We start from the raw sequence: 23,651 nt of genomic DNA, 5'->3' as shown, positions 1-23,651 counted from the left end.
TACTACTCCTCTGATTTTCGCTCAATTATTTTTTAAAAATATCAAATATAATATGGGTTAACCAGTTTTATTAAAACTGATATTTAAAGAAGGGCAAGCCATAACAACTATAAAGCAAATAAACTTTCAAATCATAGTTAAAGTTAAACCGTCACCTAATCTTATACCTGCAGCAAAACCACTTCCGTTGAACTTTCGCTCTTTTCAAAGATAATTATCAACCTCCAACCTTACTTTGTTAAATATAGCCGCATTGTACAATATTTACATAATCTATTATACAAAATCTTGGTCCTATTGTGGCACGGTTGTTTCCATTAACGCGCCCGATTCTTGAAGAATAAATCAATATCATGGACCAGTGAAGTGTCATATTTGCCTTTATCTAACGTTAATAAAAATCTGTTGTCATCACAATCAACTCACCACTCCTAGGATTAGTAGGATGTTTAATTCCCAATTCATCTGCAATTACAATTGTTTCTTCCAACGGCAATAAGGGAAATTGTTCTCTAATATCGATAACTAAATCTGAATATTCAGTTATATAAAAGTAGTTTCGTTCTAAATCTGATAAAAACTCATGCTGTCTATTTGTTTTTATTCCTTTTAAGCGTGTGGAGCGACCTTTTGAGGATACATCTTGAATCTTTAGCCACGGTTTGTACTCTGCACCAAAACCTGAACCTCTTCCTTCTTTAATCCACTTTTCCGTTCTGGATGTTCTTGTTCTTTTTGACATAAAAAACACCCCTTTAGATAATCATATCCAAAGGGGTAAAACGGTGCAACTTTTTTATAAACAGTTAAACTTTTTTACAAACGGTTAAACTTTATTTCAAAACCACAGCTGTCAGGTATTAAATGGATTACAAGCCGCATTTCAATTGGGCGCCGCAGTTGGTGCATGTGTTGCAGCCGCCGATTTCGTTTACTTCGCCTTTACGGCAGACTGGGCAAGTATCGCCTACTTCAGAACCGATGGTTACATTCGTGGACCGCAATTCGTTAATTGTATCAACAAGGACCACTTTCGGCTGTTTATCCTCTTCATATTCTAAATCAAATTCATCAAGATTGTTTTCTTCCGCTTTCAAAGTTAGAACCTGGCTGTCACGGCTTCCGTCAACATAAACCGTACCGCCTTTGGCTCCGCCTTTATACAAACGCTCATATACCTTTTGAACCTGCTCGACATTATAGCCTTTCGGTGCGTTAACGGTTTTGCTGATTGAGCTGTCAATCCAGCGCTGGATGATGCATTGAACATCAGCATGCGCTTCCGGAGCAAGCTCCATCGCAGAGACAAACCATTGCGGCAGGTTATTAGGATCCGCTTCAGGATTTCTGTCCAGGTATTCCTGAACGATATCCGCTTTCACTTCGATGAATTTCCCAAGGCGTCCGCTTCGGAAATAAGTGAATGAGAAGTAAGGTTCCAAGCCTGTTGAGACTCCGACCATCGTCCCGGTAGATCCAGTTGGTGCAACCGTTAACAGATGCGAATTTCGGATACCATACTCTAGAATGTCATTTCTCACATCCTCAGGCATTTTCTGCATGAAGCCTGTTTCTGTGAAAGCTTTTCTTAAGCGGTTTGTTTCCTGCTGCTCTTTTGCTTCAAGGAATGGGAAGCTTCCTTTTTCTTTCGCGAGTTCAACCGAAGCACGGTATGCAGTAGTTGCAATCGCTTCGAACACGCTATCGATCAGGATGTTGCCTTCTTCAGAACCATACTCTGTTTCACAATAGATCAATAGATCATGAAGACCCATAACTCCAAGCCCGACCCGGCGTTCGCCAAGAGCCTGCTTTTTATTTTCCTCCAGGAAATAAGGAGTGGCATCAATGACGTTATCCTGCATTCTTACGCCGATTTCCACGGTCTGTTTCAATTTTTCAAAGTTTACAGTTTTCGTTTCTTTATCAGCCATTTCACCCAGGTTGACTGCAGCGAGGTTACAAACACTGAAAGGTGCGAGAGGCTGCTCCCCGCATGGGTTTGTCGCCACTACCTGCTGACCGTATGCTTTCGCATTTGTCATTTCATTGGCATTATCAATGAAGAATATGCCTGGTTCAGCCGAATAAGTGGCACAGATGTTAATCAGGTTCCAAAGTTCCTTAGCCTTGATTTTTCGGTAGACACGGACTTTATGTCCCTGCTTTTTCCACTCGCGTACATCGCCGACTTCATGCCATGTTTCGTTGTAAATTTTCATTTCATCTGAATTATAGCTTTCCACATCAGGGAAACGAAGTTCATATTCTGCATCATTCTCAACCGCATCCATGAATTCTTTTGTCAGGCAGATCGAGATGTTTGCACCTGTCAGGAATTCCGAATTATGAACGGTGTAGGTTCCACCCGTACGCAGTTTCTCTTCAGCGTCTCTGATAATTTTATCATTAAATCCGCCCATTCCTGGGATCTGCTTGTAATTCACAATTCCCTGATACATTGCTTCTTCCTGTTCGGTGAACGGTGTAAATTTCAGCTTTTCGCTGGCATATTTCTTAATTGTTTCATCATTTGTATTTTCCATTAAATAACGAAGGATTCTTGGGTTTTGCATTTTAGAGATAATAAATTCAATGATATCTGGATGCCACGTGCATACCGTTCCTTTCGGAATATTTCGCTGTTAATCAACAGCCGGACTAGACTATATCATCACCCTCAGCAATTACTGTTAGGGGCCGGGCGCTTGTGAGAGTTTATTGTTGGGACTCACTCTCTAGTCGTTGAACCTTCGCCATTACCTTTGCCCAATGACGCTTGGCTGCAGATTGTCCAATGCAAAGCAATTTTTTGCCGTCACGCTCACCGTTTCCAGTCACGTTGTGGCTTGCCTGCCTCTAAGGATTTCCCTGCAATTCACCCGATTTTCTAGCCGTTCATTGTCTGAACGACGCGGACTAATGCATCTACTGTAATGTCATTTGTTAATCCGCTAGCATTATCATTTGCGCGCCTCGCTTATTGTTACTCGCTCTTTCAAGCGGGCCGGGTCATTTCTACCCGGCTCTCATACTTTCATATGAGATCAGACTATATCATCAAAGAAGAAAATTTTTCGTATTTGCGATTGAGTTTGATGCTTCCACTATTATATAGGTATAGAAACATGATCGTATTTCATCTACTTTTGAAATAGATATATCATAGCAGCCTTGTTTTGGAGTTATTGCATTTACGTTCTTGCCGATACCATGAGAATTAAGGAACTGTAAAATGGAATTCATCATTACTTTTGAACCCGTAAATCGGACTCGAGATATTAGCGAGCCATTTCTCATATAGATCCCAATATGACCATCTGCATCGAAAAAGCCTCTTACAAATGCCCATTGGAGTTTTTCATCCATTAAATCAATCCATTTTTCATTACCAGTCTTCTTAGGAGTTATTCCTAGCTTGATTAAGTCATTGCACATTTTTGTTGAATTAATCGGTAATGAATATTTTTTGTTTTGTTCATTTATGGCACTTGCTTTTCGATATTTAACAACATTAGTCATATTAAGTTCTTTTGCGATATCAAAGATAAGTTGCCTGTCTTCTTCAGCCAGACTTAAAACTAATCGCTTAGATTTTTTTCTATCCACCAAAGTCCCGTCCCCTAAAATATATCCAATCAGATATGCTTGGTTCGGCGTAGTGATTTCAGAAAAATAATCTTCATTATAGTGGTATATCCTAGACTTTAATTTCCCCGCTTCACCTGGAAGTCTAGGAGTGAAGATGTTCAATTCTTTGTTCCATCTCAAAATGGTTCCTCGGCTAATTTTAAGTTTCTTTGCAATATCAACTTGGCTATACCCATGCTTGTGTAATTCACCAATCGCATTTACTAATTCTTCTTTGTCTCGCGCCCCATAAATCCGTCTCCGGTTATTATGGTTTACTCTCACCTTTGATTCCATCAAATACCACCTTTTTCAAAATGTTTATCTGAAAATCTTTAGGTGATTTCAATAGTCGTTGAACGTTCATCTCCGTTTCCCGAGATGCTTCGCTGCTGATTGCCCAATCCATATCCTTTTTGGACTATCACGCTCACTGTTACCAGTCACGTTGTAGTGGATATGGCTCTAAGGGTGTTCCAGCAATTCACGAGATTTTAATCCCGCCATTGCGCTATTTAACGGGACCCGCCCTGCTCAACCAAATGCGTCAATTTCGCAATATCATCAAGCCATGATACAGAACCTGATGATTTACCATTCACACCTTTAGCAAGCGTGTTGCGTGGACGAAGCGTTGAACCGTTCGTACCAACACCGCCGCCGCGGCTCATGATTTCCATGACCTGTTTCCGATGTTCAGAAATTCCTTCACGCGAATCCTGGACGAAAGGCATTACATAACAGTTGAAGTAGGTTACGTCCGTGTCAGCACCGGCTCCGTACAACACACGCCCCGCTGGTACAAAGTTCAAATCGGCGAGCTCTTTATAGAACTTTTCGAACCATTCCTGGCGTTTTTCTTCTGTTTTTTCTACTGAAGCGAGTCCAGTAGCATTTCGCTTAGCGATTTGTTCGTAGAAGATTTCAAGCGGTTTCTCAATGATATCGAGGGAACGGTTGATGATCCCTGTTTCCAATTCTTTAGGATTATCTAACACCCCGCGATATTCTTCCTCGACCAATACATCGGCCCGCTTGTTTTCCCAATCGATGTTCTGGATGTAACCGAGACCCCTTGCCGGGAATTTCGGATCTTCTTTAATGGTGAGCACGACAAAGTCACCGTTTGATAATGTTACTTTTGCCGTATCCTTAAATGAGTAGCGGTCAATCATCACCAGCTTTGAGACGCCCTTATGCGTCCTGTGCATGTCAGGTGTGATCTTATGCACCTGCGGGAACAAGGAAATATCCTTATTCAACCTCTCTACATTAATCTTCATCGTGTCTTTCAAAACTACAGCCATGACCATCTCTCCTTTACTTACTATCCTCTTCTTAGATGCGGGTTTCTTTATGTAGTTGTCTAAGAACGTCACATATTTTTGAAGTACCCTAAATCTATCACACCAAACCGCAAATATCAATATATAGTGTGTTAAATATTTCACCGGATACTACATATTGATATTTTGATCAATCTCTACTCTTCTTGTCAAACCGAAAAACACTTAAATCAGTCAGGATTTTGTAGAAAACTATCGATTTTTGTCAGTTTTCGGACGAATACAGCCAATTTTAACTGTTGCATTTTTTTGGAATCATTCAAACACTGATGGTTGCTGAAAAAACAGGCTAACCCTAAAAAATCTGAAAATTTTTTTATTTTCTAAACCACTCAAAAAGAAAAAAGCGACGCTGGCCGCCTATCTCATATAGGTCCATTCATCGCTCTCATATTTTGTTTTGGCAAGCTGCTCAATTTCCTCTAATTGCTTTTCGCTTAACGAGTAAGGCTTCAATTCAATCTCTAGACCTTCTGCAAATCCATTCTTAAATGCTTCCTTCGCTTCGGCAATGTTGATTCTGCGGGGTGTCAGATCATGTATGGCGACAGCTTTATCTTTAAAGCTCTTCATCATTCTTTCCTTGACCCGGTCATTCGGGAAGTTAAACATGCTGAACAGTTTATCGTCATCAAGATCAATCAGGATCGAGCCATGCTGCAGAATCACTCCCTTTTGCCTGGTCTGTGCACTGCCCGCGACTTTCCTGCCTTCGACCACCAGCTCATACCAGCTTGGAGCATCAAAGCATACAGAAGATCTTGGTTCTTTTAAAGCCGCCTTTTCCGAATCGGTTTTAGGAACCGCAAAATAGGCTTCCATGCCAAGATTCTGGAATCCTTTTAAAACGCCCTCGGAAATGACCCGGTAAGCTTCCGTGACGTTCTTTGGCATGCCAGGGTGTTCTTCCGTTACGATGACACTGTATGTAAGCTCATGCTCATGCAATACAGCCCGTCCGCCGGTTGGCCTCCTGACGAACCCAACTCCCTGTCTTTTCACTTCATCGAGATTGATTTCCTTTTCGGCTTTTTGAAAATAGCCGATCGAAAGGGTCGGCGGGTTCCAACCGTAGAATCGAATCACTGGTGGAATCTCGCCATTGCTGTGCCAGTTCAGCAGCACTTCATCCATCGCCATATTAAATGATGGGGAGCAATCTCCCGAATCAATATATGCCCATACTTCTTTTGTCATATCCAAACCTTCTTTACAGTCATATTACCATAGTAGTGTATCAAACTTATCCGTTAATAAAAAGCAAACTCTCTTCCCGAAATATAAATTCATTTACGATAAATTTTTTTTGATTAAATAGGTGTTCAATACTATAATATAACATGTCTGGTCTGTATTGCTTATCGCAGAGAAAGGGGTTTGAAGACTTTGACATCATTATATATTCTCTTGATTATCCTGGCTGGTTTCATGTCATATTCGATATTTAACTTGCTTAGACAACGCAAAATCGCAAAGACTTTAACCCAGGAAGAATTCGTGGCAGGATACCGCAAAGCCCAGCTAATCGATGTGCGGGAACCAAATGAATTTGAAGCGGGGCACATTTTAGGGGCGAGGAACATTCCTTTAACTCAGCTAAAAACCCGCCTGAAGGAACTTCGTACGGACAAGCCGATCTATTTGTATTGCCAGAGCGGACTAAGAAGCGGAAGAGCGGCACAAATGCTGCACCGAAAAGGATACAAGGAGCTCTATCATTTAAAAGGCGGCTTTAAACAATGGAGCGGTAAAATAAAAGCGAAAAACTAAGAATCCATGTCATCATGGGTTCTTTTTTTACTCAATGCAGAAAAAAATCCTTATCAGTTTTCATCACTGATAAGGATTTTTCTTTTATGCCTGATAACGAAGGACAGGTTTTCTCGCAGCTAACGTTTCATCAAGCCGTTTGATTACTGTCGTATGCGGAGCTTCCTGGACGATTTCCGGTGTATCTTCGGCTTCTTTGGCAATTTGGATCATCGCATCAATGAAAGCATCTAAGGTTTCTTTTGATTCGGTTTCTGTCGGCTCAATCATCATGCATTCCTCGACATTAAGCGGGAAATAGATGGTTGGCGGATGATAGCCAAAATCGAGTAATCTTTTGGCAATATCAAGCGTACGGACACCGAGTTTCTTTTGACGTTTACCGCTCAGCACGAATTCATGCTTGCAATGCCTGTCATATGGCAGATCGAAGTAAGGTGCCAATCTCCGCATCATATAGTTCGCATTGATTACTGCATTTTCCGTTACAGCCTTTAGTCCGTCCGGACCCATGGACCGGATATACGTATAGGCGCGTACGTTGATGCCGAAGTTTCCATAATACGGCTTCACACGGCCAATAGACTGCGGCCTGTCATAATCGAAGAAATACCTGCCGTCTTTTTCTGACACGAGCGGCTTTGGAAGGAAAGGAATCAGATCGCTTTTCACGCCAACCGGACCGGATCCGGGGCCGCCGCCGCCATGCGGGCCGGTAAATGTTTTATGAAGGTTTAAATGAACGACATCAAAGCCCATGTCGCCCGGACGCGCCTTTGATAGCACAGCGTTCAAATTAGCGCCGTCATAGTAAAGCTTACCGCCTGCGCTATGAATAATTTCCGCCATTCCCAAAATATTTTCTTCAAATAAGCCCAGTGTGTTCGGATTTGTCAGCATAAGGGCCGCTGTATCAGGTCCTACTACCCGCTTTAAATCTTCAAGGTCAACAAGCCCTTGTTCATTTGATTTCACCGTGACTGTCTCAAAGCCGGCAACTGTTGCGGAAGCAGGGTTCGTACCGTGAGCGGAATCTGGAACAATTACCTTGGTACGTGCTGTATCGCCATTCGCTTCATGATACGCGCGAATCATCATCAGCCCCGTCCATTCCCCATGTGCTCCAGCCGCAGGCTGCAAGGTTACCTGATCCATTCCGGTTATTTCGATTAAATGCTCCTGAAGATCGTACATCAACTCCAAAGCACCCTGGACAGTGTCTTCGTCCTGGTATGGGTGCACATGGGCAAAGCCATTCATGCGCGCGACATTTTCATTTATTTTCGGATTATATTTCATCGTACATGAACCTAACGGATAGAAACCAGAGTCTACCCCGTGGTTACGGTGAGAGAGCGCCGTATAGTGACGCATAATATCCAGTTCCGATACCTCAGGCAATCCCGCGGCTTCCTCTCGAATATATTCAGCTGGAAGAATTTCTTCAATGGAAATAGCTTCGACATCCATTTCCGGTAGACTGTATCCGATCCGCCCCGGTGCGCTGATTTCGAAAATCAGTGATTGATCTTGTTTATTCATGGCGATCCCCCAATTCCGCAGCAAATGCATCAATTTCTTCTTTTGTTCGTAATTCGGTTACCGCTACAAGCATATGGTTCTTAAGCTCTGGATAAACACGTCCCAAATCGAAACCGCCGATTATATCCTTTTCAAACAGCCTGTCATTCACTTCTTTGTAGGAAGCAGGAAGCTTCACGACAAATTCGTTAAAAGAAGGGCCGTCAAATACAACCTCGATTCCTTTATCCTGTAGCGCTTTCTTGGCATAATGCGCTTTTTGGATATTGCGGATGGCCATTTCCTTGACACCCGTTTTCCCAAGGGCCGTCATCGCTACTGAAGCAGCCAGAGCATTCAACGCTTGATTCGAACAGATGTTGGAAGTTGCCTTATCACGGCGGATATGCTGTTCACGAGCCTGCAATGTCAGTACAAAACCGCGTTTGCCGTCCTCATCGACCGTTTGGCCAACCAGCCTTCCCGGCACCTTCCTTATCAATTTGTTTGTCACCGCAAAATAGCCGCAGTGTGGTCCGCCAAACGCTGCAGGAATTCCGAAGACCTGAGCATCGCCTGCCACCACATCAGCACCAAGCATGCCTGGCGGCGTCAATGCCCCGAGTGCCAGCGGATTGCTAGAGACAATAAACATCGCTTTTTCGGCATGGACAATCTCTTCGATTTCTTTGAGTGGCTCGATCCGTCCAAAGAAGTTTGGATACTGGACGATGACACCGGCAATCTCATCGCTGGTCAATTCTTTCAATGCCGCTAAATCTGTAATTCCGTCTTTGTACGGAACCTCAATAACCTCGACATATTGCCCTTTTGCGTATGCTTTCACTACGTCCCGGGTTTCTGGATGGACAGCGCTTGAAAGCAGAATCTTCTTCCTGCGCGTCTGGCCGGCGCTAAGCATGGCTGCTTCTGCAAGCGCCGTTCCGCCATCGTACATCGATGAATTGGCGACATCCATGCCGGTCAATTCACAAATCATTGTCTGGAATTCAAAGATTGCCTGTAATTCTCCTTGTGAAATTTCAGGCTGATATGGTGTGTAGGCTGTATAAAATTCGGAACGGGAAATGACATGGTCTACAATGACGGGCATGTAATGGTCATAAACACCAGCTCCCAGGAAAGAAGCATAGCTCTTCACATCCGCGTTCTTCGCCGCCAGCCTTGAAAGCTCCTTCAATAAAGAAGATTCGGACTTTGCCGGTTTGATCTTGTATTCTCCCTTAAACCTTACACGTTCAGGAATATCATTGAAAATTTCGTCGACGGCCGATACGCCGATTGCTGATAGCATTTCGTGTTTGTCTTGCTCTGTCATCGGTAAATAACGATGTTTCATTCTTACCCTTCCCCTCTACTTTTTAGGTCGTTTATAAAAAGGTGTCGCCACAACCTGCGCCTTTAATCGTTTTGAACGGATTTCCACTTCTACCTCTGTGCCAAGCTCAATATAATCTTTGTTCAAAATAGCCAGACCGACATTTTTCTGGAGCGAAGGGGACTGGGTGCCGGTCGTGATTTCGCCGATTAACTCATCTCTCGAATAGACCGGATACCCGTGGCGTGGAATTCCTCTGTCGATCATCTCAATGCCGACGATTTTACGGGGAGCGCCCTTTTCTTTTTGTTCGGAAAGAACCGCTTTGCCGATGAAATCCGCTTCTTTATCTGTCTTGACCGCAAAACCGATGCCAGCTTCGATTGGCGTTATATCAGGACTTAATTCTTGCCCGTATAGGGCGAGATTGGCTTCAAAACGCAGCGTGTCACGGGCTCCAAGGCCAATTGGCTGGATTCCTTCTTCCTTCCCGGCTTTTAGCAGCTTTCGCCACAACGCCGGGCCATCCTCGCTCTTGCAATATATCTCAAAGCCATCTTCCCCGGTGTAGCCTGTTCGGGACACGAGCGCGGTGATTCCGTCCAAGTCCACATTTTCTCGGAATGTGAAAAATTTGATTTCACTTAAATCAGTATTTTCAGTCAATTTTTGGAGCACTTTTTCAGCTGCCGGCCCTTGAAGCGCAAGTTGGGATATGTCAGAAGAAATATTAATCAGCTCAACATCTTCGATAAGATTTGTCTGCAGCCAATTGAAATCTTTGTCGATATTGGCAGCATTGACAACGAGAAGATAATCTCCCTCGCTTTTCTTATAGACAATCAAATCATCCACGGTACCGCCATTTTCATAGCACATCGCCGTATACTGCGCACCGCCCGCTTTAAGCTTCAACACATCATTCGTGAGCATTCTTTGCAGGAATGCAATGCTCTCAGGGCCTTTTACTTCGATTTCACCCATATGCGAGACATCGAACAACCCCACTTTCGTGCGTACGGTTTCATGCTCGTCTTTTATACCGGAAAACTGCACGGGCAGCTCCCACCCGCCAAAGTCGATGGTTTTGCCTCCATTTTCTTTATAAACCTCATGCAGCGAAGTTCTTTTTAATTCAGCCAATTTACATTCCCTCCCTATTGATTTTTTACTTCCATACACAAAAAAGGACAGAGAAGCTCCTATAAATAGAGCTATTCTCTGTCCTGGTACCTGAGAGTTTGCCTTGATAGAAGGTTTTCCCCTTTGGTGGCCCTTGCACAACCTGCGCCCGGACGCTCTCCAGAGCTGCGTCCAGCAAGAGTTCTTTTGCCTGAGAGATTCACTTTTCAGCTTGCTCCTTCGGCGCTACATATGTAGTCTCTCCCCTTGCCTTCATCCGCTTATAATAATTCTTCTGATTAGCCATACTAAAAAGAAAAGATTTGCCGCCTGAATATACTCTCATCCTACCATTAAGGCCTATTTTTCTGCAATCTTTTTTATCAGATAATAACAAAAAACTTATCATTAACAGATAAATCACTCTTTAATGTTCGTCTTTAAACATAATGGCAGTCTAAATCTATCATATTTTTAATTTTTTTTATTTTTTCCTGAAACCCAAGGAGGTGGCAGTATAATGAAAATCAATATCACATTCGATTCCACCTGGGAAGACGAATTCTTACACCGAACCAATGAGGACGGACCGTGGGCAAACTGGGAGTTATTCAAGCTGGCTGTTCAAATCGAAGAACATCTGGTCATACCTGATTTCGAAGGTCTGCAGGCGCCAAAGCATCTGCCGCAGTTAAAACCTCTTCCCCATCAATTAGAAACCGCGATACAGGTTGTCGAGAATATGAATGGAAAAGCAATTCTCGCCGATGAGGTCGGGCTGGGAAAAACGATTGAAGCAGGTTTGATTCTAAAAGAATACATGATTCGCGGCCTCGTAAAAAAAGTGTTGATCTTAGTGCCTGCATCACTGGTTAGCCAATGGGTATTCGAGTTGAACACAAAGTTTCACATCCCGGCTGTCGGACAAAAGAAAAGCTATGTTTGGGAATCCTGCGACTGTGTCGTTTCTTCCATCGATACAGCTAAAAGGGAACCGCACCGCGAGATTATTTTCAACCAGGAATACGATTTGATCATCATCGATGAAGCTCATAAACTAAAAAACAATAAAACGAAGAACTATCAATTCGTGCAGAGCCTAAAAAAGAAATTCTGCCTGCTTTTGACGGCAACACCCATTCAAAACAAGGTAGAAGAAATCTTTCATCTTGTTTCCCTGTTAAAGCCCGGACATCTCGGAAACGCTGCCTTGTTTTCGGAAAAATACAAAGGAAAAGGCAGAGGCATTCATGATGACCAACATTTAAAAGAGCTGGTGAATAAAGTCATGATTCGAAACAGGAGGGCCGATACCGGGATAGAATGGACAAAAAGACTTGTCGAGACGATCATCATTGAGTTTTCCCCGACGGAACAAGCGCTTTACGATGCAGTGTCTGAATTCAGGCCATCCACCGCTGGAGGCATAGGCAGCACTTTTTCCTTGCTTACTTTGCAAAGGGAGGCATGCAGCAGCCGGGAAGCTGTGTTGCATACATTGAAAAACATGATCGAAAAAGAAGAAGATCCATCGGAAGAATTTGTTGAAAGGCTCAATCACATATTTGCGACATTGAAAGAAGTCGAGCGAAACTCAAAAGCGGAAAAAGCATTGGAGCTGATTAAGAAGATTGATGAAAAAGTCATCATCTTTACGGAATACCGAGCTACTCAAGCTTACTTACAGTGGTTCCTGAAACAAAACGGCATTACTTCTGTGCCGTTCCGCGGCGGCTTCAAGCGCGGCAAAAAGGATTGGATGAAAGAGCTGTTCCAGAAGAATGTTCAGGTGCTGATCGCAACAGAAGCCGGCGGCGAAGGAATCAACCTCCAATTTTGCCACCATTTAATTAATTTTGATTTGCCTTGGAATCCGATGCGGCTGGAGCAGCGGATTGGCCGTGTCCACAGGCTCGGTCAGGAAAAGGATGTTCATATCTATAATTTTGCGACGAAAAATACCGTTGAAGATCATATCTTAAAACTGTTATATGAAAAAATTAATCTGTTTGAAAAGGTAATCGGGGAGCTCGATGACATCTTGACCAAGCTGGAAATCGGCAATATCGAGGAATATTTAATTGATGTCGTTGGTGCCTCAAAAAGTGAAGGCGAAATGAAGATCAAAATGGATAATCTTTCATCGATGATCCAGTTTGCCCAGGAAATAAAGGAGGGTGAGGTTCGTGCAGCAACAGGAAATTCATGAATTTTTGATCAAATACTTTCAATCCAACAACTGCGAAATCATGGAAAACCAGCCTGGCTATATAAAAGTCCAGCTGACGATCGAAATGGACAAGGAATTGATGAACCGGCCGTTTTATTGGCATTACCTTGAAAAAACGGGTGGCACTCCCGACCCGGCGAAGCTGACGCTGATTACCGACCAAATGAAGGCCCCCGACACCGTAAAGGGAGAACATATTCATTTCGGTTCACCACGGCTGCACCAGATATTCGAATCAACAAAAAGGCTCGCAAGCTACATTCGGCTCTTCGAGGATACAAAATCAAACGGGACAGGACAATATCCGCTCATTCCCTGGTTATGCCTGAATGTGAAGGTATCCTACCAATGCGACCGCAAGCGGGATGTGTTTATTTCGGTCGGCTTGAACTTGATAAACGGGCAAATCCTCGAGGATTTTCACCGCAAAGTTCTGAACTTGCAGACAACCCCGAGAATTCCCGACTTTTCGTTTACATTGTCGCCGATGATCATGCCTAAAAGCGGTTTATCTCGGCTGGATACGTATATAAGGCGGACGTTTGAAGGAGACGACCATTCCTGGGCCGAGGAAGCTGTGAAACGATGGGACAATGATTTAAAGCTGCTCGAACAATTTTACGAGGATATGGAAGAAAAAAGCGAAAGCTATTATACGGAAAAAGAAGCACTGCGCGCCCAGTACGAACCGAGCATCAACATCGCAGTCGTCAATGGCGGGCTTTTCTATCTGACGGAAAAAGCCATGTAAGCATGCATAAAAAACATGCCCCGCCAAACGGCAGGGCATGTTTTTTATCCTATTTTCTCTTAAACAGCATCATCAAGGCAAACGGCATAATCCCAAACCAGTTGCTCACAAACGGCCTTCTCATCTGTTTCCGGTTTTCCCGCCGCAGCTTTCTTTCTTCTTTAGTCATGGCCATATATTTCACGAACTGCTGTGTCAGAAATTTAATATAATCATTTGTCTTCATACATACCACCCGTTAGCTAGTATGTCCCATTTCGATATCTTTTATTCGTTTCATGATTGTATCGACAATCTCATCCAAGTCCTTCCCCGTCGTGTCGACAACAATATCGGCTTGTGAATAAAGCGGCAGACGCTCGTTGAAAATGCGATGCAGGTCCTTTTTCCGCTCTCCGCTCAACAGTGGCCGCGACTCATCATTCGCAAGCCTCTCGGCGATCTCCTCCGGTTCGCAATGCAAATACACCCAGTATCCCTGAGTTGCCAGAAAGCAGCGGTTTTCTTCTTTTAAGATGATTCCGCCGCCTGTTGTGATTATGGAATCCTCACGCGGCAGTTCCTGAAGCATCTGACTCTCCATTTCGCGGAATGCTTCCTCACCCTGCTCGGCAAATATGTCAGTGATCGTTCGCCGCTGCTGTTTCACAATTTCGTGATCCGTATCATATACAGGCAGTTCCATCGCCTTGCCGAGTACCCGGCCTGCGGTTGTCTTCCCCGCCCCCATAAAGCCGGTCAAATAAATGCTCTTCATTACGTTCACTCCGGACTACTTTTCTATCCATTCTATCACTTTATTCTGCGTGATGTCATAAAGAAACAGCGATTCTGCCTTCCGTTCGGCTTTCGTGCTGGCGTACAGTAAAACCTTTACCACCGTCTCACTCGACTTCGTACATTCATAATAAACATCTCCGCCGGGGTAAAAGAGGATTCCGTTCTTTTCTGCTATGATTTCGGTCGATTCAAGTTCTGTCGTTATATCAAGTGCAGCCAAGCGAATCAACTGCTCAAGAATCAGTTTTTCTTCACTTTCTTTATAAAAATTTTTATCAACAGCATATCTTTCAATCGAGAAGAGCGTAAAGGAAATAAAACCGGCTGCAATGATGATCACCATGGGAAAAACAACGCCCTTTTCGTTATTCACCATTTGTGGATCCTCCGCTAACCGAAATGAAGGGACGCAATCTACTCCTGAAAGGTTTTCCTTGCTTATCTTCAACCGTGACAGTCACCGAATTTCCGTCGCTGATTACCTGGAATGAGCGAATGTTTTGCAGGGCGATTTCATGGCCTGTCTCGTTTAAACGCCTCCTGACTTTATCCTGATACTGCTCGATTAATACCATATCTTCGCCGACAGTGAGATACAGCTTATTATGGGATGCCTCCATTGTTCGGGATTGCCAGACATCTCGCTTTAATTGATTAATGAATATTTCCCACTCTTTTTGATTCAAACTGCTCTTTTCAGTCGTATTCGTTTGGATCAGTGTGAACAGATTGAGCACAAATGAAGCGATGATCATAAAAATCACCAGGGAAACAAGCATTTCTACGAGAGTAAAGCCATTATCTTTTCGCAGCATCACAAATCATTTCATCTCTTTCCCCATAATTTTTATATTCAATACAGCCTCTCATCATCCCGGAAAAGTCCGAAGATAATGGTAAGGAGGGCAAGAAGGGCTCCCAGGTCATTTTGTAGGTCATGCCATTGGCAACAAAGGTTTCATCCACAGCTTCACTCTCCCCTTCCATATAAGCTTGTAATTTCTCATATAATAAATGGTGGGCTTTCATTCGCTGCATGGCATTATTCCGTTCGGTCGCAACAAGCTCTAGAATCGGCAAAACAGATAAGGCGATAAAACAGCAAACAGAAAATGCAGCCAGCATTTCAAGATAAATATATCCCCTAGAGTTTCTCAATCCGGAACCTTCCTTTTCCGATATTAAAGGTTATTTTATAAGAGTGAAGAGGTGAGTCTATAAACCATGTGCCAGCGCTGGTACTATTTCCGTTAGGTGCAAACGCAATTCTTAAGTTCATCGAGCCCTGTTTGAATACAAGATCTTTTGGAATCTTGCGTTCATACAACTTCCCCATCCGCACACCCTTTGAAATATGATAGGTTTCACCCGATGCCCCAATCACAACTTCAATAAATTGCTGGTGGCTGATCGCATACGCCTGAGCATAATGGATATCATCACTTAACTGACGCAAAAACTGTCCAGTCTCCTGGTTTTTCATGAAATGCGGGAAAAGCGATGAGGCAAGCGAAAAGATTAAGAGGAAGATTGTCAGTACCACAAGCGTTTCTATCAACGTAAATCCGCCGTCTTTACAGTTGTTCTTACCTTGTCTATGGCGTTCCGACAACTACCGTTACAACTCCATCAGCATCTAGATTAATATTATCTCCATTCGGACAAGAGGTTTGCTTTAAATATCCCTCACTTTTAAGTTCACCGACATTGGCCGGAAGCCTGTTGTTATCCATTTCATACGCTTGCACCTGAGCCTGGACCATTTTCACAAATGCATCACAGCCTTTTGTTTGGATATTTGACTGGTGCTTGGTAATATTCGGAATGGTGATAATCAACAGTACCGAAATAACCAATAGTACGACTAGCATTTCGATCAAAGTGAAGCCCTTCTCATTCTTTTTTAGTTTCCATTTCATTTTCATTAATTAATTCCTCCTTATAATCCTCCCAGCATCGAAAACATCGGCAGTAGCACAGCCAAGTATATGGAAACGATCAGTAATCCGATAACAGAAAACAGAACTGGCTGGATAATGCGGATGGAGGCGCTGGTTTTTTCTTCAATCTTAACAAGGACAAATCGGCTGTAGTGAAAAAGCTCTTGGTCGAGGGTTCCATATTTTTGTCCGTTAGCAATGATGATCCCTAAATGCTTTTCAAAAAAAGAGAACTTTTTAAAAATATCTTCGAGAGTCTTGCCTTCTGTTAATTCCTTTTTAATGAGAATGCATAATTTTTGATAGAAGGGGTGGCTGTTATTTTCAGAGAAAAGACGAATGCTTTCGTTGATTGACAAGCCACCTGAAAGTAACCCACTAAGTTGACTTGAGAAAAAGTGGGTGTCATAGAGTTTGAGGAAATTTCCAAATACAGGAATATGGTGAAGGAGCTTACGTCGTTTCAGAGGGTTTAGCTTCATAAACCAAAACTGTCTCAGGCAAAAGATGATAACCGCCAAGACAAGAAGAAGAAAAGGAACCGATGGAAGAAACTCCGAAATAGCCAGCACGATCTTTAGAAATAGATTTTGCTCGACATCCATCGATTGGAAGAGCACCTGAAATTTAGGCAAAAGGACTCGCTGAAGGATATAAAAGATACTGCCGACAAAAATCAACAGAAAAAGTGGATAAACAAGCAGTTTATTAATCTTCTCCAGATCTTCCGTTCTCTTAAGCCAAAAACTGCCCCCATCTTTCAGCGCCCGCTGCAGGTCGCCGTGATTCTCGCCATAAAATACATAGCTGATTAATTGCGGATGGAAGTTCATCATTTCCAGTACTGTGTGCAGCGGATTACCCTCTCTTAACCTTGAAAGAGCAACGGTTAATTCCGCCGCCTTTTTCCTGGATTCCTGCAATTGAAGGAATTGGATCGCGTGAGAAAGCGGATAGCCGTTTTCGAGCAACTCGCCAAGTCTGATAAGAAAAAGGGCTTGTTCATTCTTTTTCCATCTACTACGCTTCATGTCCGTGCACCCATCGATCATATTCTTCCGGTTTAACATACCCAAAAGCAACTGCCTTCGATATCTCATCCTTCAATTGACGGTGATTTGGCCGTGCTTGATCCCCTTTCGCTGCCTTTAATACCTGGACAAGCCCTTTGCCATACAATAGTTCATAGACGCTTGCCCGCTTATTTCTTTTATGGACATGACATTCCGAAGTACAAGCATCCTGGCAAAAAGGACATTTTAATTCCACAAGTCTTTGGGCCGTTACTGCAATCAAGGTCTGTTCGATCTCAATCCAGTTGATCCCAAATTCGAGCAACCGGTAGACAGCTCCTTTTGCATCGCGGGTGTGCATGGTGGTGAGGATAAGGTGGCCGGTCAGCGCAGCTCGGACTGCTATCTGTGCCGTTTCCGCATCCCGGATTTCTCCCACCATGATGATATCTGGATCATGCCGTAAGGCCGCTTTTAGGCCTACCGAGTAAGAGATTCCTGCTTTTTCATTGATCTGGACCTGAAGCATCTGCTCTGATACATTTTCGATTGGATCTTCGAGTGTTATGACATTGCGTTTAATCATTTCTTTTGCATGGTGCAGCAAGGAATAGAGAGTTGTGGTCTTCCCACTGCCAGTCGGACCGGTAAAAATAATCATCCCGTGGGAATGCTTTAAGAGCGCCATTAACTTATTCGCAGTATTGCCAAAAAGGGACAGTTGTTCCAAAGGAAGGATATTCTGCTGCGGAATTAAGCGGATCACGAGGCTTTCTGAAAAAGATGCGGGAAGCGTGGATAAACGTAAGCCGATGGTTTTGTTATCAATCTTCATCGTAATCGAGCCGCTTTGCGGGCGTCTCTTTTCACCGATATCCATCGATGCGAGAAATTTCAAATGGGAGATCATTCTTTCTGATTCGTCCTGGGTGATCATGTCTTGCGGATAAAGCTTGTTATCGATGCGGAACTGCACGAGGGGGCTTTCTTTTCTGGGCAGGATGTGGATGTCTGATGCATCGAGCCGGACTGCATGCGTAAGAATTCTTTCTGCCGTTTTTTCAATCGATTCCAACCATATCTCACCTCCAAATCTGTTTGCATAATGAATTCGACTTTATTTTAGTTTTTCCTTCTTCATTTTGCAAAAAAGCATAAAAATTTCTGATTATTCATTTCACAATGTGAATTTTCTCACATTCCCCTCATTTCCACAGTACTATAATGGAATATATAAGCTATGCCTTGAGGTGAAAAAGGATGGAACAAACATTAAGAATAACCAATGTATTATCTGATCCGACCCGATATTATATTTATCAGCATATTACCAACCGTCATCAGGAGGTGACCGTCCAAGAGATCGCTGATTCATTTGCGATTCATCCAAACGTTGCCAGGCTCCATCTCTCAAAGCTTGAAGATGTGAAAATGCTGATTTCTGAAACAAAGAAAACGGGAAAAGGCGGACGTCCGAGCAGGCTTTATCGATTGTCTAACGAGCTCATTCAGCTCCACTTTCCTTTCCGCGACTATCAGTTATTATCAAAAATCGCGATCCAGACAATGCTTACACTTGGTGAAGCAGGAAAACAAGCCCTGCATCAGACAGGTAAGCAGTTTGGACAGGAGCTGGCAGCCGGGCAGCTGGCTGCAGGCACGAAGGCCAATGGCGAATTTTCATTCGAAGAAAGATTGAAGATGCTGAAAAGCGCAGCCACGCTCGCTGGATTCTATCCGGAATTGAATGTTAGTGAGGATCAATCGAAAATTTATTTTGAAATCTTCAATTGTCCGTTCAAGGAAGTGGCATTACAGGAGACCGAAGCCATTTGCACGATGCACGTCGCTTTTTTGAAGGGGCTGTTTGAATCCTTGTTTGATTCTGTCGAACTTGTGGAAAAGGAAAATATGCTTTCAGGGTGCGAATCCTGCGTATATCAGGCAATCCTCACACAGTAGAAACAAACAGGGGGTTTACATCTTATTACCATCTAATTTATAATTTAGGAGGAACATGATGGGACAAAGGAGGGATACAGATGGAGCGTATGTACAGGGTTATGGGTTTTTGGACAGGTATCATGGCTATTATGTTTTATCTTGGTGATATGAATACGACAGCATTACTTTTCGTCGGGCAAACCGTATTCTTTATTCTTTTAAGTTATTTGAAATTATCTGAACGTATGTATATCTATGTATTCGGCGCATACCTAACCATTTTCTTTGCCGGATTTACCTACTGGACTACATTTATGATGGTTCCAGGTGCCGCTACCGGTCATTAATAAGCGTACATAAAACCCATGAAATCAAATTTCATGGGTTTTCCTTTTCCTCCGGAAATAAAGTTTGATCAGCGGGTAGCCCTTTCGACTGTAGCAACACCCGAAAATAGGAGCTGATTCCTCCGGGAACGATGAGGTTTCGGATCGCTCTATTCCGTTTTGCGGTTTCTGAAAAGGGGTTGGGATCATCGTGAGCCTGCAGTTCGTTCAGTATCCCCGCCCGTAACAGAAATTCCTGTTGTCCGATAAGTGCTTCATGTTTCAGACCGAACACCGCACCAAATTTGATCAAAGCATCGAAGTGAATATGCGTGGTCATATCCATTTTCCCCGGATATGACAATACATTTTCAACCATCTGATGTTTATGATAGCCTCTAAGGCTTCCCTTCCTATGGACAGGCTCCTTCCATTCTTCATTCGTGTAGCCGTAATCAATCGAAACAAGAAAACCTTTTTGTAAATGTCCGGCAATCGATTGCAAGTAAGCGACCATTTCCAGCGGCACCTCGAATCGCTGTCCCTCAACGAGTGAAACATCTTGCTCTTGTAAATAGCGAAGTATTTCCTGCTTCTCAAGCGGCTCTAGAACTTCCACAAGCTGTCCCGCTTTCTCGGTTATCATCACCTCAAACAAAAGCCCGTGTTTTTTCTCCACTACATGGACAGGCAATGCGTCAAAGAGTTCATTCGAAAATATGATTCCCTCGATAACAGGCAGGTCTTCCAGCGCGTCTATATAATGTATATCTTTAAAGGCCGACAATGTCTCCTTTTGTTTTTCCCTTTGAAAGGGACTAATATCAATGATGAAATACTGCAGCCTGTCAAACATATCAGGTTCATGATTTTTTATGTAGGTAAGGATAGAATCGGCAAGTCTCCCGGTTCCTCCGCCGATTTCACATAGGACCGGGGGCAGGCCGGATTCAGTAATGATATGCAAAATCCACTTGGCAAGCGTGCGGCCGAACACATCAGACAAATTGCTTGTCGTGTAAAAATCACCCTGTTTCCCGATTTTTTCTCTATCCCCCATATAATAGCCAAGCTTTGGTGTATAAAGGACAGTGCTTATAAATTCATGGTAAGTCATTTTCCGATCAGGCTTTTGATTCAATAAATCGATTATGAATTTTTCCATTTCATTGCCCCGCTTTAAATGTTTGAATAATCGTTAAAACCCGTTCAAAAATGGATTGCTTTCCATTTCATCGATAATCGTCGTAACGGCTCCGTGGCCGGACAACACAATTGTATCCTCAGGCAATGTCAGCAGCTTTTCATGGATGCTCTTCATGAGCTGCTTTTCGTTTCCACCCGGCAGATCGGTGCGGCCAATACTCTGCTGAAACAACACATCACCAGAAAAGACGAGCCCTTTTTCTTCTAAATAATAAGAAATGCTTCCCGGAGAGTGTCCCGGTGTTTCGAACAGCTTAAATGAAAAGCTGCCAATCGCAAGTTCGGTTTCGACGGCTAGAATATGGTCTGCCGGTTTTAAACGGATCGGCTCACCCGGAAAAAGCTGTGATCCGTTCAAAGCCGGATCGAGCAGCCATTTGGCTTCTTTCTCATGAAGATAGGCTGGAATCTTGAAAAAATCACGGATCTCATCCAACGCGCCAATATGATCAAAATGAGCGTGAGTCAATAGGACGGCGAGCGGCTTCAGTTTTTTCGTCTGGACATATTGAATAAGCTTGGCTGCTTCTTCGCCCGGATCGAAGATGATGCACTCCTTGGCATCATTAGAAAGTATATAACAATTGGTTTGCAAGGGCCCCAGTGGGAGCTGATACCATTTCATATTTTTCATCTCCATTATTTATTTTCTTTAAAAAGAACGACTGACAAGTTATTGATTTCTATTTTACACTATATGCGTTATATTTTTAAGAAAAGACATGGGGGCCCGCACATGAAATCGGTATTTGCAATCGAACTGGGGGTTAGCCTGGAGGAATTTCCCGATCTTTATAGGCTGCTGGAGGAACAAGTTGAGATCATGGATCGTTTTGAGTCCATGCTCTTATCCAGCTCAAAAAAAGGAAGCGCAATTATGTATGGAGATTTCCACCGCAGCCGAAGCCTTCGTGCAGATTCACAGCCTCTTAGAAGACGCTGCTTTCATACCTCTTGAGCTTTTCGAGGATTACGGCTTTAAAACAGAGGCTTCGACCTATCTTTTCAAACAAAGTCTCGCATGTTTCCAATTTGCCTCAGGCGGGAAAACAGAGATTGAAATGGCGCTTTTGGAAATGGATGAAATCTTAATTGCAAGGTCCGATGAAAACGTTTATTTCATCGATGCTTTTCAAAAAGATTTGGTGCTCGGTATTGCAAAAGCATATCAGGTTCAACCATCATTTTTAGCCCTCGACAAATAATAAAAAAACTATTAAAATAGTAAAGAATACACGATTTTTTACATATTTATCCGTCATTCCGTCAATCTTGGGCATAATAAGTTTATTCTTAAGATGAAACATTCTTCAGTACATAAGGAGGAACAACCATGCAATTAATGATTATCTTCGGACTTGTGACAATCATGGCAATGCTCGCGGTTGTCAAAACATTTAAAAGCAAGAATTTCTTAGGATTGTTTTTCGCGGCTGGCAGTGCGGCTGTTTTCGGCTGGTTCACGGTCATGACAATCATCGAAAGCGGATATCCGGTTGCACACTAAATATTAAGAAAACTCGCCAACCGGCGAGTTTTTCTCTTTATACACAAGTTTTACTTAATTGTATCTCCAACCATCGCCAATTACTCGTCATTTCTAGCCTTCAAAAGCGGATATACCTTCTTTTCCTGCATATTTATCACACTCTCCAACTGATGGCCATACAAACACCAGCTGCCTTCCGACGAACAGCTTAACGGCGCATTTTCCATCTCCTTCAGCACCTCTTTTTTCTTGCCGGTCTCCCAATTATATTCAATCAGCTTGAATGTTCCTTGATAAGGATCCCCGGTAAAAGCACTTTCCGGAGTAAAGGTGTAAAAGGTATTTTTTTTATCGTCAAAGCTGTAAAAGGGAATCATCGAATCCGAAAACGTATTCACGTGCGGGACTGAAAAAGAAGAGACTTGCTCTTTTTTCCCGTTATAAAACTTATATTCCGCTTGATCCGGCTTCTCACTTTCTACTTGAATCGCCATTAACCCATTCTTTATTTTTTGGAAGTGAACGACATCAAGCATCACCGTTTCTTTTTTCTGATTCTTGATATTCAGCGAAATAAGCGGAGCACGCAGATCCGGGTCTTCTTTTTTCCAATCCACATACAGCAGCTCTTCCTTACCTGCCCACTGCGCAAAAGGCTGCGGGAAATCGAGAGGTGCAATCGCTTTTTTCTTCGTATCTAACACATATGAGGTGAAGCTCCAATCTTCAGAAAAGCTCGTTAAGAAAAGAATGCCGTCCTCATATGGATTCCAGGAAAAATCAAGTTCGTCGGATGGAATGGCCACTGAATATTCTTTCGTACCGTCTTGTTTCAGAATATCGATATTTGCTTTATGCGGGGAGGAAGATGTGTGTACCAACACATAGTTTCTTGATGGACTGATTGACACATTCACAATAGCGGCTTCTGGCTGATAAAAGATTTCCTGCTTGCCAGTTTTCCGATTGAACACCTTTAATTGTGGAGGTTGATTCTCATCTTGTTTCACTGAATATAAGATGGTCTCAGAATCAAGCCACCCAAGAGCCGCTTCAAATTTATCATTTTCCTCATTTAACAGCTTATGTCTGGAAGGAACCTCCTCATTATGGTCGTCAGTGACCGGTTTCGCTTGAGGCTGGCACGCCGATATAAGAAGAAACAGGGAGATTACAGCTAATATATTCATTGCAAAAAATCGCTTTTGCAATGACTGACTCGCAAAAAAACGAAAAATAGAAAT

26 protein-coding genes, 2 pseudogenes and 2 riboswitches are annotated in these 23,651 nt (G+C 43.1%); of the genes and pseudogenes, 7 read left to right on the top strand and 21 right to left on the bottom strand.

Going from position 1 to position 23,651, the window contains the following annotated elements; all coding sequences use genetic code 11:
- Positions 1–374: 374 nt before the first annotated feature.
- The 6 genes and pseudogenes from D0463_RS14245 to D0463_RS14225 form a co-directional block, all read right to left on the bottom strand.
- A pseudogene (locus D0463_RS14245) lies at positions 375–742 on the bottom strand (heteromeric transposase endonuclease subunit TnsA); the annotation flags it as partial.
- A 127-nt stretch (positions 743–869) separates the two neighbouring features.
- Entirely contained in the window at positions 870–2,636 is a 1,767-nt protein-coding gene (locus tag D0463_RS14240) for a vitamin B12-dependent ribonucleotide reductase (protein ID WP_117308048.1), read from the bottom strand.
- 82 nt (positions 2,637–2,718) lie between these two features.
- On the bottom strand, positions 2,719–2,841 hold the full coding sequence (locus tag D0463_RS20145) for a hypothetical protein (protein WP_301950648.1): 123 nt from the start codon (positions 2,839–2,841) through the stop codon (positions 2,719–2,721).
- 219 nt (positions 2,842–3,060) lie between these two features.
- Positions 3,061–3,927 (bottom strand): LAGLIDADG family homing endonuclease, encoded by an 867-nt coding sequence (locus tag D0463_RS14235; RefSeq protein ID WP_117308047.1) that lies wholly within the window; start codon positions 3,925–3,927, stop codon positions 3,061–3,063.
- A 221-nt stretch (positions 3,928–4,148) separates the two neighbouring features.
- A pseudogene (locus D0463_RS14230) lies at positions 4,149–4,937 on the bottom strand (ribonucleotide reductase N-terminal alpha domain-containing protein); the annotation flags it as partial.
- A gap of 399 nt (positions 4,938–5,336) precedes the next feature.
- On the bottom strand, positions 5,337–6,173 hold the full coding sequence (locus tag D0463_RS14225; protein ID WP_117308046.1) for a lipoate--protein ligase family protein: 837 nt from the start codon (positions 6,171–6,173) through the stop codon (positions 5,337–5,339).
- A gap of 231 nt (positions 6,174–6,404) precedes the next feature.
- On the opposite strand from D0463_RS14225, the gene D0463_RS14220 reads away from it, so the two are divergent.
- Entirely contained in the window at positions 6,405–6,746 is a 342-nt protein-coding gene (locus D0463_RS14220; RefSeq protein ID WP_174234332.1) for a rhodanese-like domain-containing protein, read from the top strand.
- Positions 6,747–6,830: 84 nt separating this feature from the next.
- Here D0463_RS14220 and gcvPB read toward each other — a convergent pair whose 3' ends face one another.
- Genes gcvPB through gcvT form a run of 3 tightly spaced genes read right to left on the bottom strand, consistent with a single transcriptional unit; the run spans position 6,831 to position 10,749 of the window.
- Positions 6,831–8,288 carry an aminomethyl-transferring glycine dehydrogenase subunit GcvPB gene (gene gcvPB / locus D0463_RS14215; RefSeq protein ID WP_117308044.1) on the bottom strand — a complete coding sequence of 486 codons (1,458 nt, stop codon included), beginning with the start codon at positions 8,286–8,288 and terminating at the stop codon, positions 6,831–6,833.
- A complete protein-coding gene (gcvPA, locus tag D0463_RS14210; RefSeq protein WP_117308043.1) occupies positions 8,281–9,627 on the bottom strand; it encodes an aminomethyl-transferring glycine dehydrogenase subunit GcvPA in 1,347 nt (448 codons plus the stop codon). The genes gcvPB and gcvPA overlap by 8 nt, the downstream gene beginning before the upstream one ends.
- 15 nt (positions 9,628–9,642) lie before the next feature.
- A complete protein-coding gene (gcvT, locus tag D0463_RS14205; protein WP_117308042.1) occupies positions 9,643–10,749 on the bottom strand; it encodes a glycine cleavage system aminomethyltransferase GcvT in 1,107 nt (368 codons plus the stop codon).
- Between the two features lie 76 nt (positions 10,750–10,825).
- Positions 10,826–10,914: riboswitch (glycine riboswitch) on the bottom strand.
- Between the two features lie 3 nt (positions 10,915–10,917).
- Positions 10,918–11,005: riboswitch (glycine riboswitch) on the bottom strand.
- Positions 11,006–11,248: 243 nt separating this feature from the next.
- On the opposite strand from gcvT, the gene D0463_RS14200 reads away from it, so the two are divergent.
- Both D0463_RS14200 and D0463_RS14195 read left to right on the top strand, forming a co-directional pair.
- Positions 11,249–12,937, top strand: a complete 1,689-nt coding sequence (locus D0463_RS14200; protein ID WP_117308041.1) for a DEAD/DEAH box helicase — start codon at positions 11,249–11,251, stop codon at positions 12,935–12,937.
- Positions 12,915–13,709 (top strand): YqhG family protein, encoded by a 795-nt coding sequence (locus D0463_RS14195; protein ID WP_117308040.1) that lies wholly within the window; start codon positions 12,915–12,917, stop codon positions 13,707–13,709. The genes D0463_RS14200 and D0463_RS14195 overlap by 23 nt, the downstream gene beginning before the upstream one ends.
- 49 nt (positions 13,710–13,758) lie before the next feature.
- Here D0463_RS14195 and D0463_RS14190 read toward each other — a convergent pair whose 3' ends face one another.
- From D0463_RS14190 to comGA, 9 genes are read right to left on the bottom strand one after another with little or no spacing between them, the layout of a single operon-like run.
- Positions 13,759–13,935 (bottom strand): YqzE family protein, encoded by a 177-nt coding sequence (locus tag D0463_RS14190; protein WP_117308039.1) that lies wholly within the window; start codon positions 13,933–13,935, stop codon positions 13,759–13,761.
- A gap of 12 nt (positions 13,936–13,947) precedes the next feature.
- Complete coding sequence (locus tag D0463_RS14185; protein WP_117308038.1) at positions 13,948–14,466, bottom strand: shikimate kinase; 519 nt, start codon at positions 14,464–14,466, stop codon at positions 13,948–13,950.
- A gap of 15 nt (positions 14,467–14,481) precedes the next feature.
- Positions 14,482–14,865, bottom strand: coding sequence for a competence type IV pilus minor pilin ComGG (gene comGG / locus D0463_RS14180; protein WP_117308037.1), 384 nt, complete (start codon positions 14,863–14,865; stop codon positions 14,482–14,484).
- A complete protein-coding gene (comGF, locus tag D0463_RS14175) occupies positions 14,855–15,304 on the bottom strand; it encodes a competence type IV pilus minor pilin ComGF (protein ID WP_117308082.1) in 450 nt (149 codons plus the stop codon). Before comGF ends, comGG begins: the two co-directional genes overlap by 11 nt.
- Positions 15,288–15,647: a competence type IV pilus minor pilin ComGE gene (gene comGE, locus D0463_RS14170; RefSeq protein WP_117308036.1), complete on the bottom strand. Its 360-nt coding sequence runs from the start codon at positions 15,645–15,647 to the stop codon at positions 15,288–15,290. The genes comGF and comGE overlap by 17 nt, the downstream gene beginning before the upstream one ends.
- Positions 15,634–16,101, bottom strand: a complete 468-nt coding sequence (comGD, locus tag D0463_RS14165; RefSeq protein WP_117308035.1) for a competence type IV pilus minor pilin ComGD — start codon at positions 16,099–16,101, stop codon at positions 15,634–15,636. The genes comGE and comGD overlap by 14 nt, the downstream gene beginning before the upstream one ends.
- Complete coding sequence (comGC, locus tag D0463_RS14160; protein ID WP_117308081.1) at positions 16,085–16,408, bottom strand: competence type IV pilus major pilin ComGC; 324 nt, start codon at positions 16,406–16,408, stop codon at positions 16,085–16,087. The genes comGD and comGC overlap by 17 nt, the downstream gene beginning before the upstream one ends.
- 20 nt (positions 16,409–16,428) lie before the next feature.
- On the bottom strand, positions 16,429–17,460 hold the full coding sequence (gene comGB / locus D0463_RS14155; RefSeq protein WP_160118444.1) for a competence type IV pilus assembly protein ComGB: 1,032 nt from the start codon (positions 17,458–17,460) through the stop codon (positions 16,429–16,431).
- Positions 17,450–18,517 carry a competence type IV pilus ATPase ComGA gene (comGA, locus tag D0463_RS14150; RefSeq protein ID WP_117308033.1) on the bottom strand — a complete coding sequence of 356 codons (1,068 nt, stop codon included), beginning with the start codon at positions 18,515–18,517 and terminating at the stop codon, positions 17,450–17,452. The genes comGB and comGA overlap by 11 nt, the downstream gene beginning before the upstream one ends.
- Before the next feature lie 185 nt (positions 18,518–18,702).
- On the opposite strand from comGA, the gene D0463_RS14145 reads away from it, so the two are divergent.
- Together D0463_RS14145 and D0463_RS14140 are read left to right on the top strand one after the other, a co-directional pair.
- Positions 18,703–19,404, top strand: coding sequence for a helix-turn-helix transcriptional regulator (locus D0463_RS14145; protein ID WP_117308032.1), 702 nt, complete (start codon positions 18,703–18,705; stop codon positions 19,402–19,404).
- An 80-nt stretch (positions 19,405–19,484) separates the two neighbouring features.
- Positions 19,485–19,733, top strand: a complete 249-nt coding sequence (locus tag D0463_RS14140) for a DUF2626 domain-containing protein (protein WP_117308031.1) — start codon at positions 19,485–19,487, stop codon at positions 19,731–19,733.
- Between the two features lie 31 nt (positions 19,734–19,764).
- On the opposite strand, the gene D0463_RS14135 is transcribed toward D0463_RS14140, so the two are convergent.
- Entirely contained in the window at positions 19,765–20,877 is a 1,113-nt protein-coding gene (locus D0463_RS14135) for a class I SAM-dependent methyltransferase (RefSeq protein WP_254052810.1), read from the bottom strand.
- 33 nt (positions 20,878–20,910) lie between these two features.
- Complete coding sequence (locus tag D0463_RS14130) at positions 20,911–21,543, bottom strand: MBL fold metallo-hydrolase (RefSeq protein ID WP_117308030.1); 633 nt, start codon at positions 21,541–21,543, stop codon at positions 20,911–20,913.
- A gap of 256 nt (positions 21,544–21,799) precedes the next feature.
- On the opposite strand from D0463_RS14130, the gene D0463_RS14125 reads away from it, so the two are divergent.
- Together D0463_RS14125 and D0463_RS14120 are read left to right on the top strand one after the other, a co-directional pair.
- Positions 21,800–22,123 carry a hypothetical protein gene (locus D0463_RS14125; RefSeq protein WP_133299576.1) on the top strand — a complete coding sequence of 108 codons (324 nt, stop codon included), beginning with the start codon at positions 21,800–21,802 and terminating at the stop codon, positions 22,121–22,123.
- 128 nt (positions 22,124–22,251) lie between these two features.
- Positions 22,252–22,425 (top strand): DUF2759 domain-containing protein, encoded by a 174-nt coding sequence (locus tag D0463_RS14120; RefSeq protein WP_117308028.1) that lies wholly within the window; start codon positions 22,252–22,254, stop codon positions 22,423–22,425.
- An 80-nt stretch (positions 22,426–22,505) separates the two neighbouring features.
- Here the strand turns inward: D0463_RS14120 and D0463_RS14115 are convergent, their stop codons facing one another.
- Positions 22,506–23,597, bottom strand: coding sequence for a YqgU-like beta propeller domain-containing protein (locus D0463_RS14115; RefSeq protein WP_160118443.1), 1,092 nt, complete (start codon positions 23,595–23,597; stop codon positions 22,506–22,508).
- Between the last annotated feature and the right edge of the window lie 54 nt (positions 23,598–23,651).

Origin of the sequence: Bacillus sp. V59.32b (assembly GCF_003429085.1) — a bacterium.
Taxonomy (GTDB): Bacteria; Bacillota; Bacilli; order Bacillales; family DSM-1321; genus Peribacillus.
This window is presented reverse-complemented; position numbering and strand designations above follow the sequence as displayed.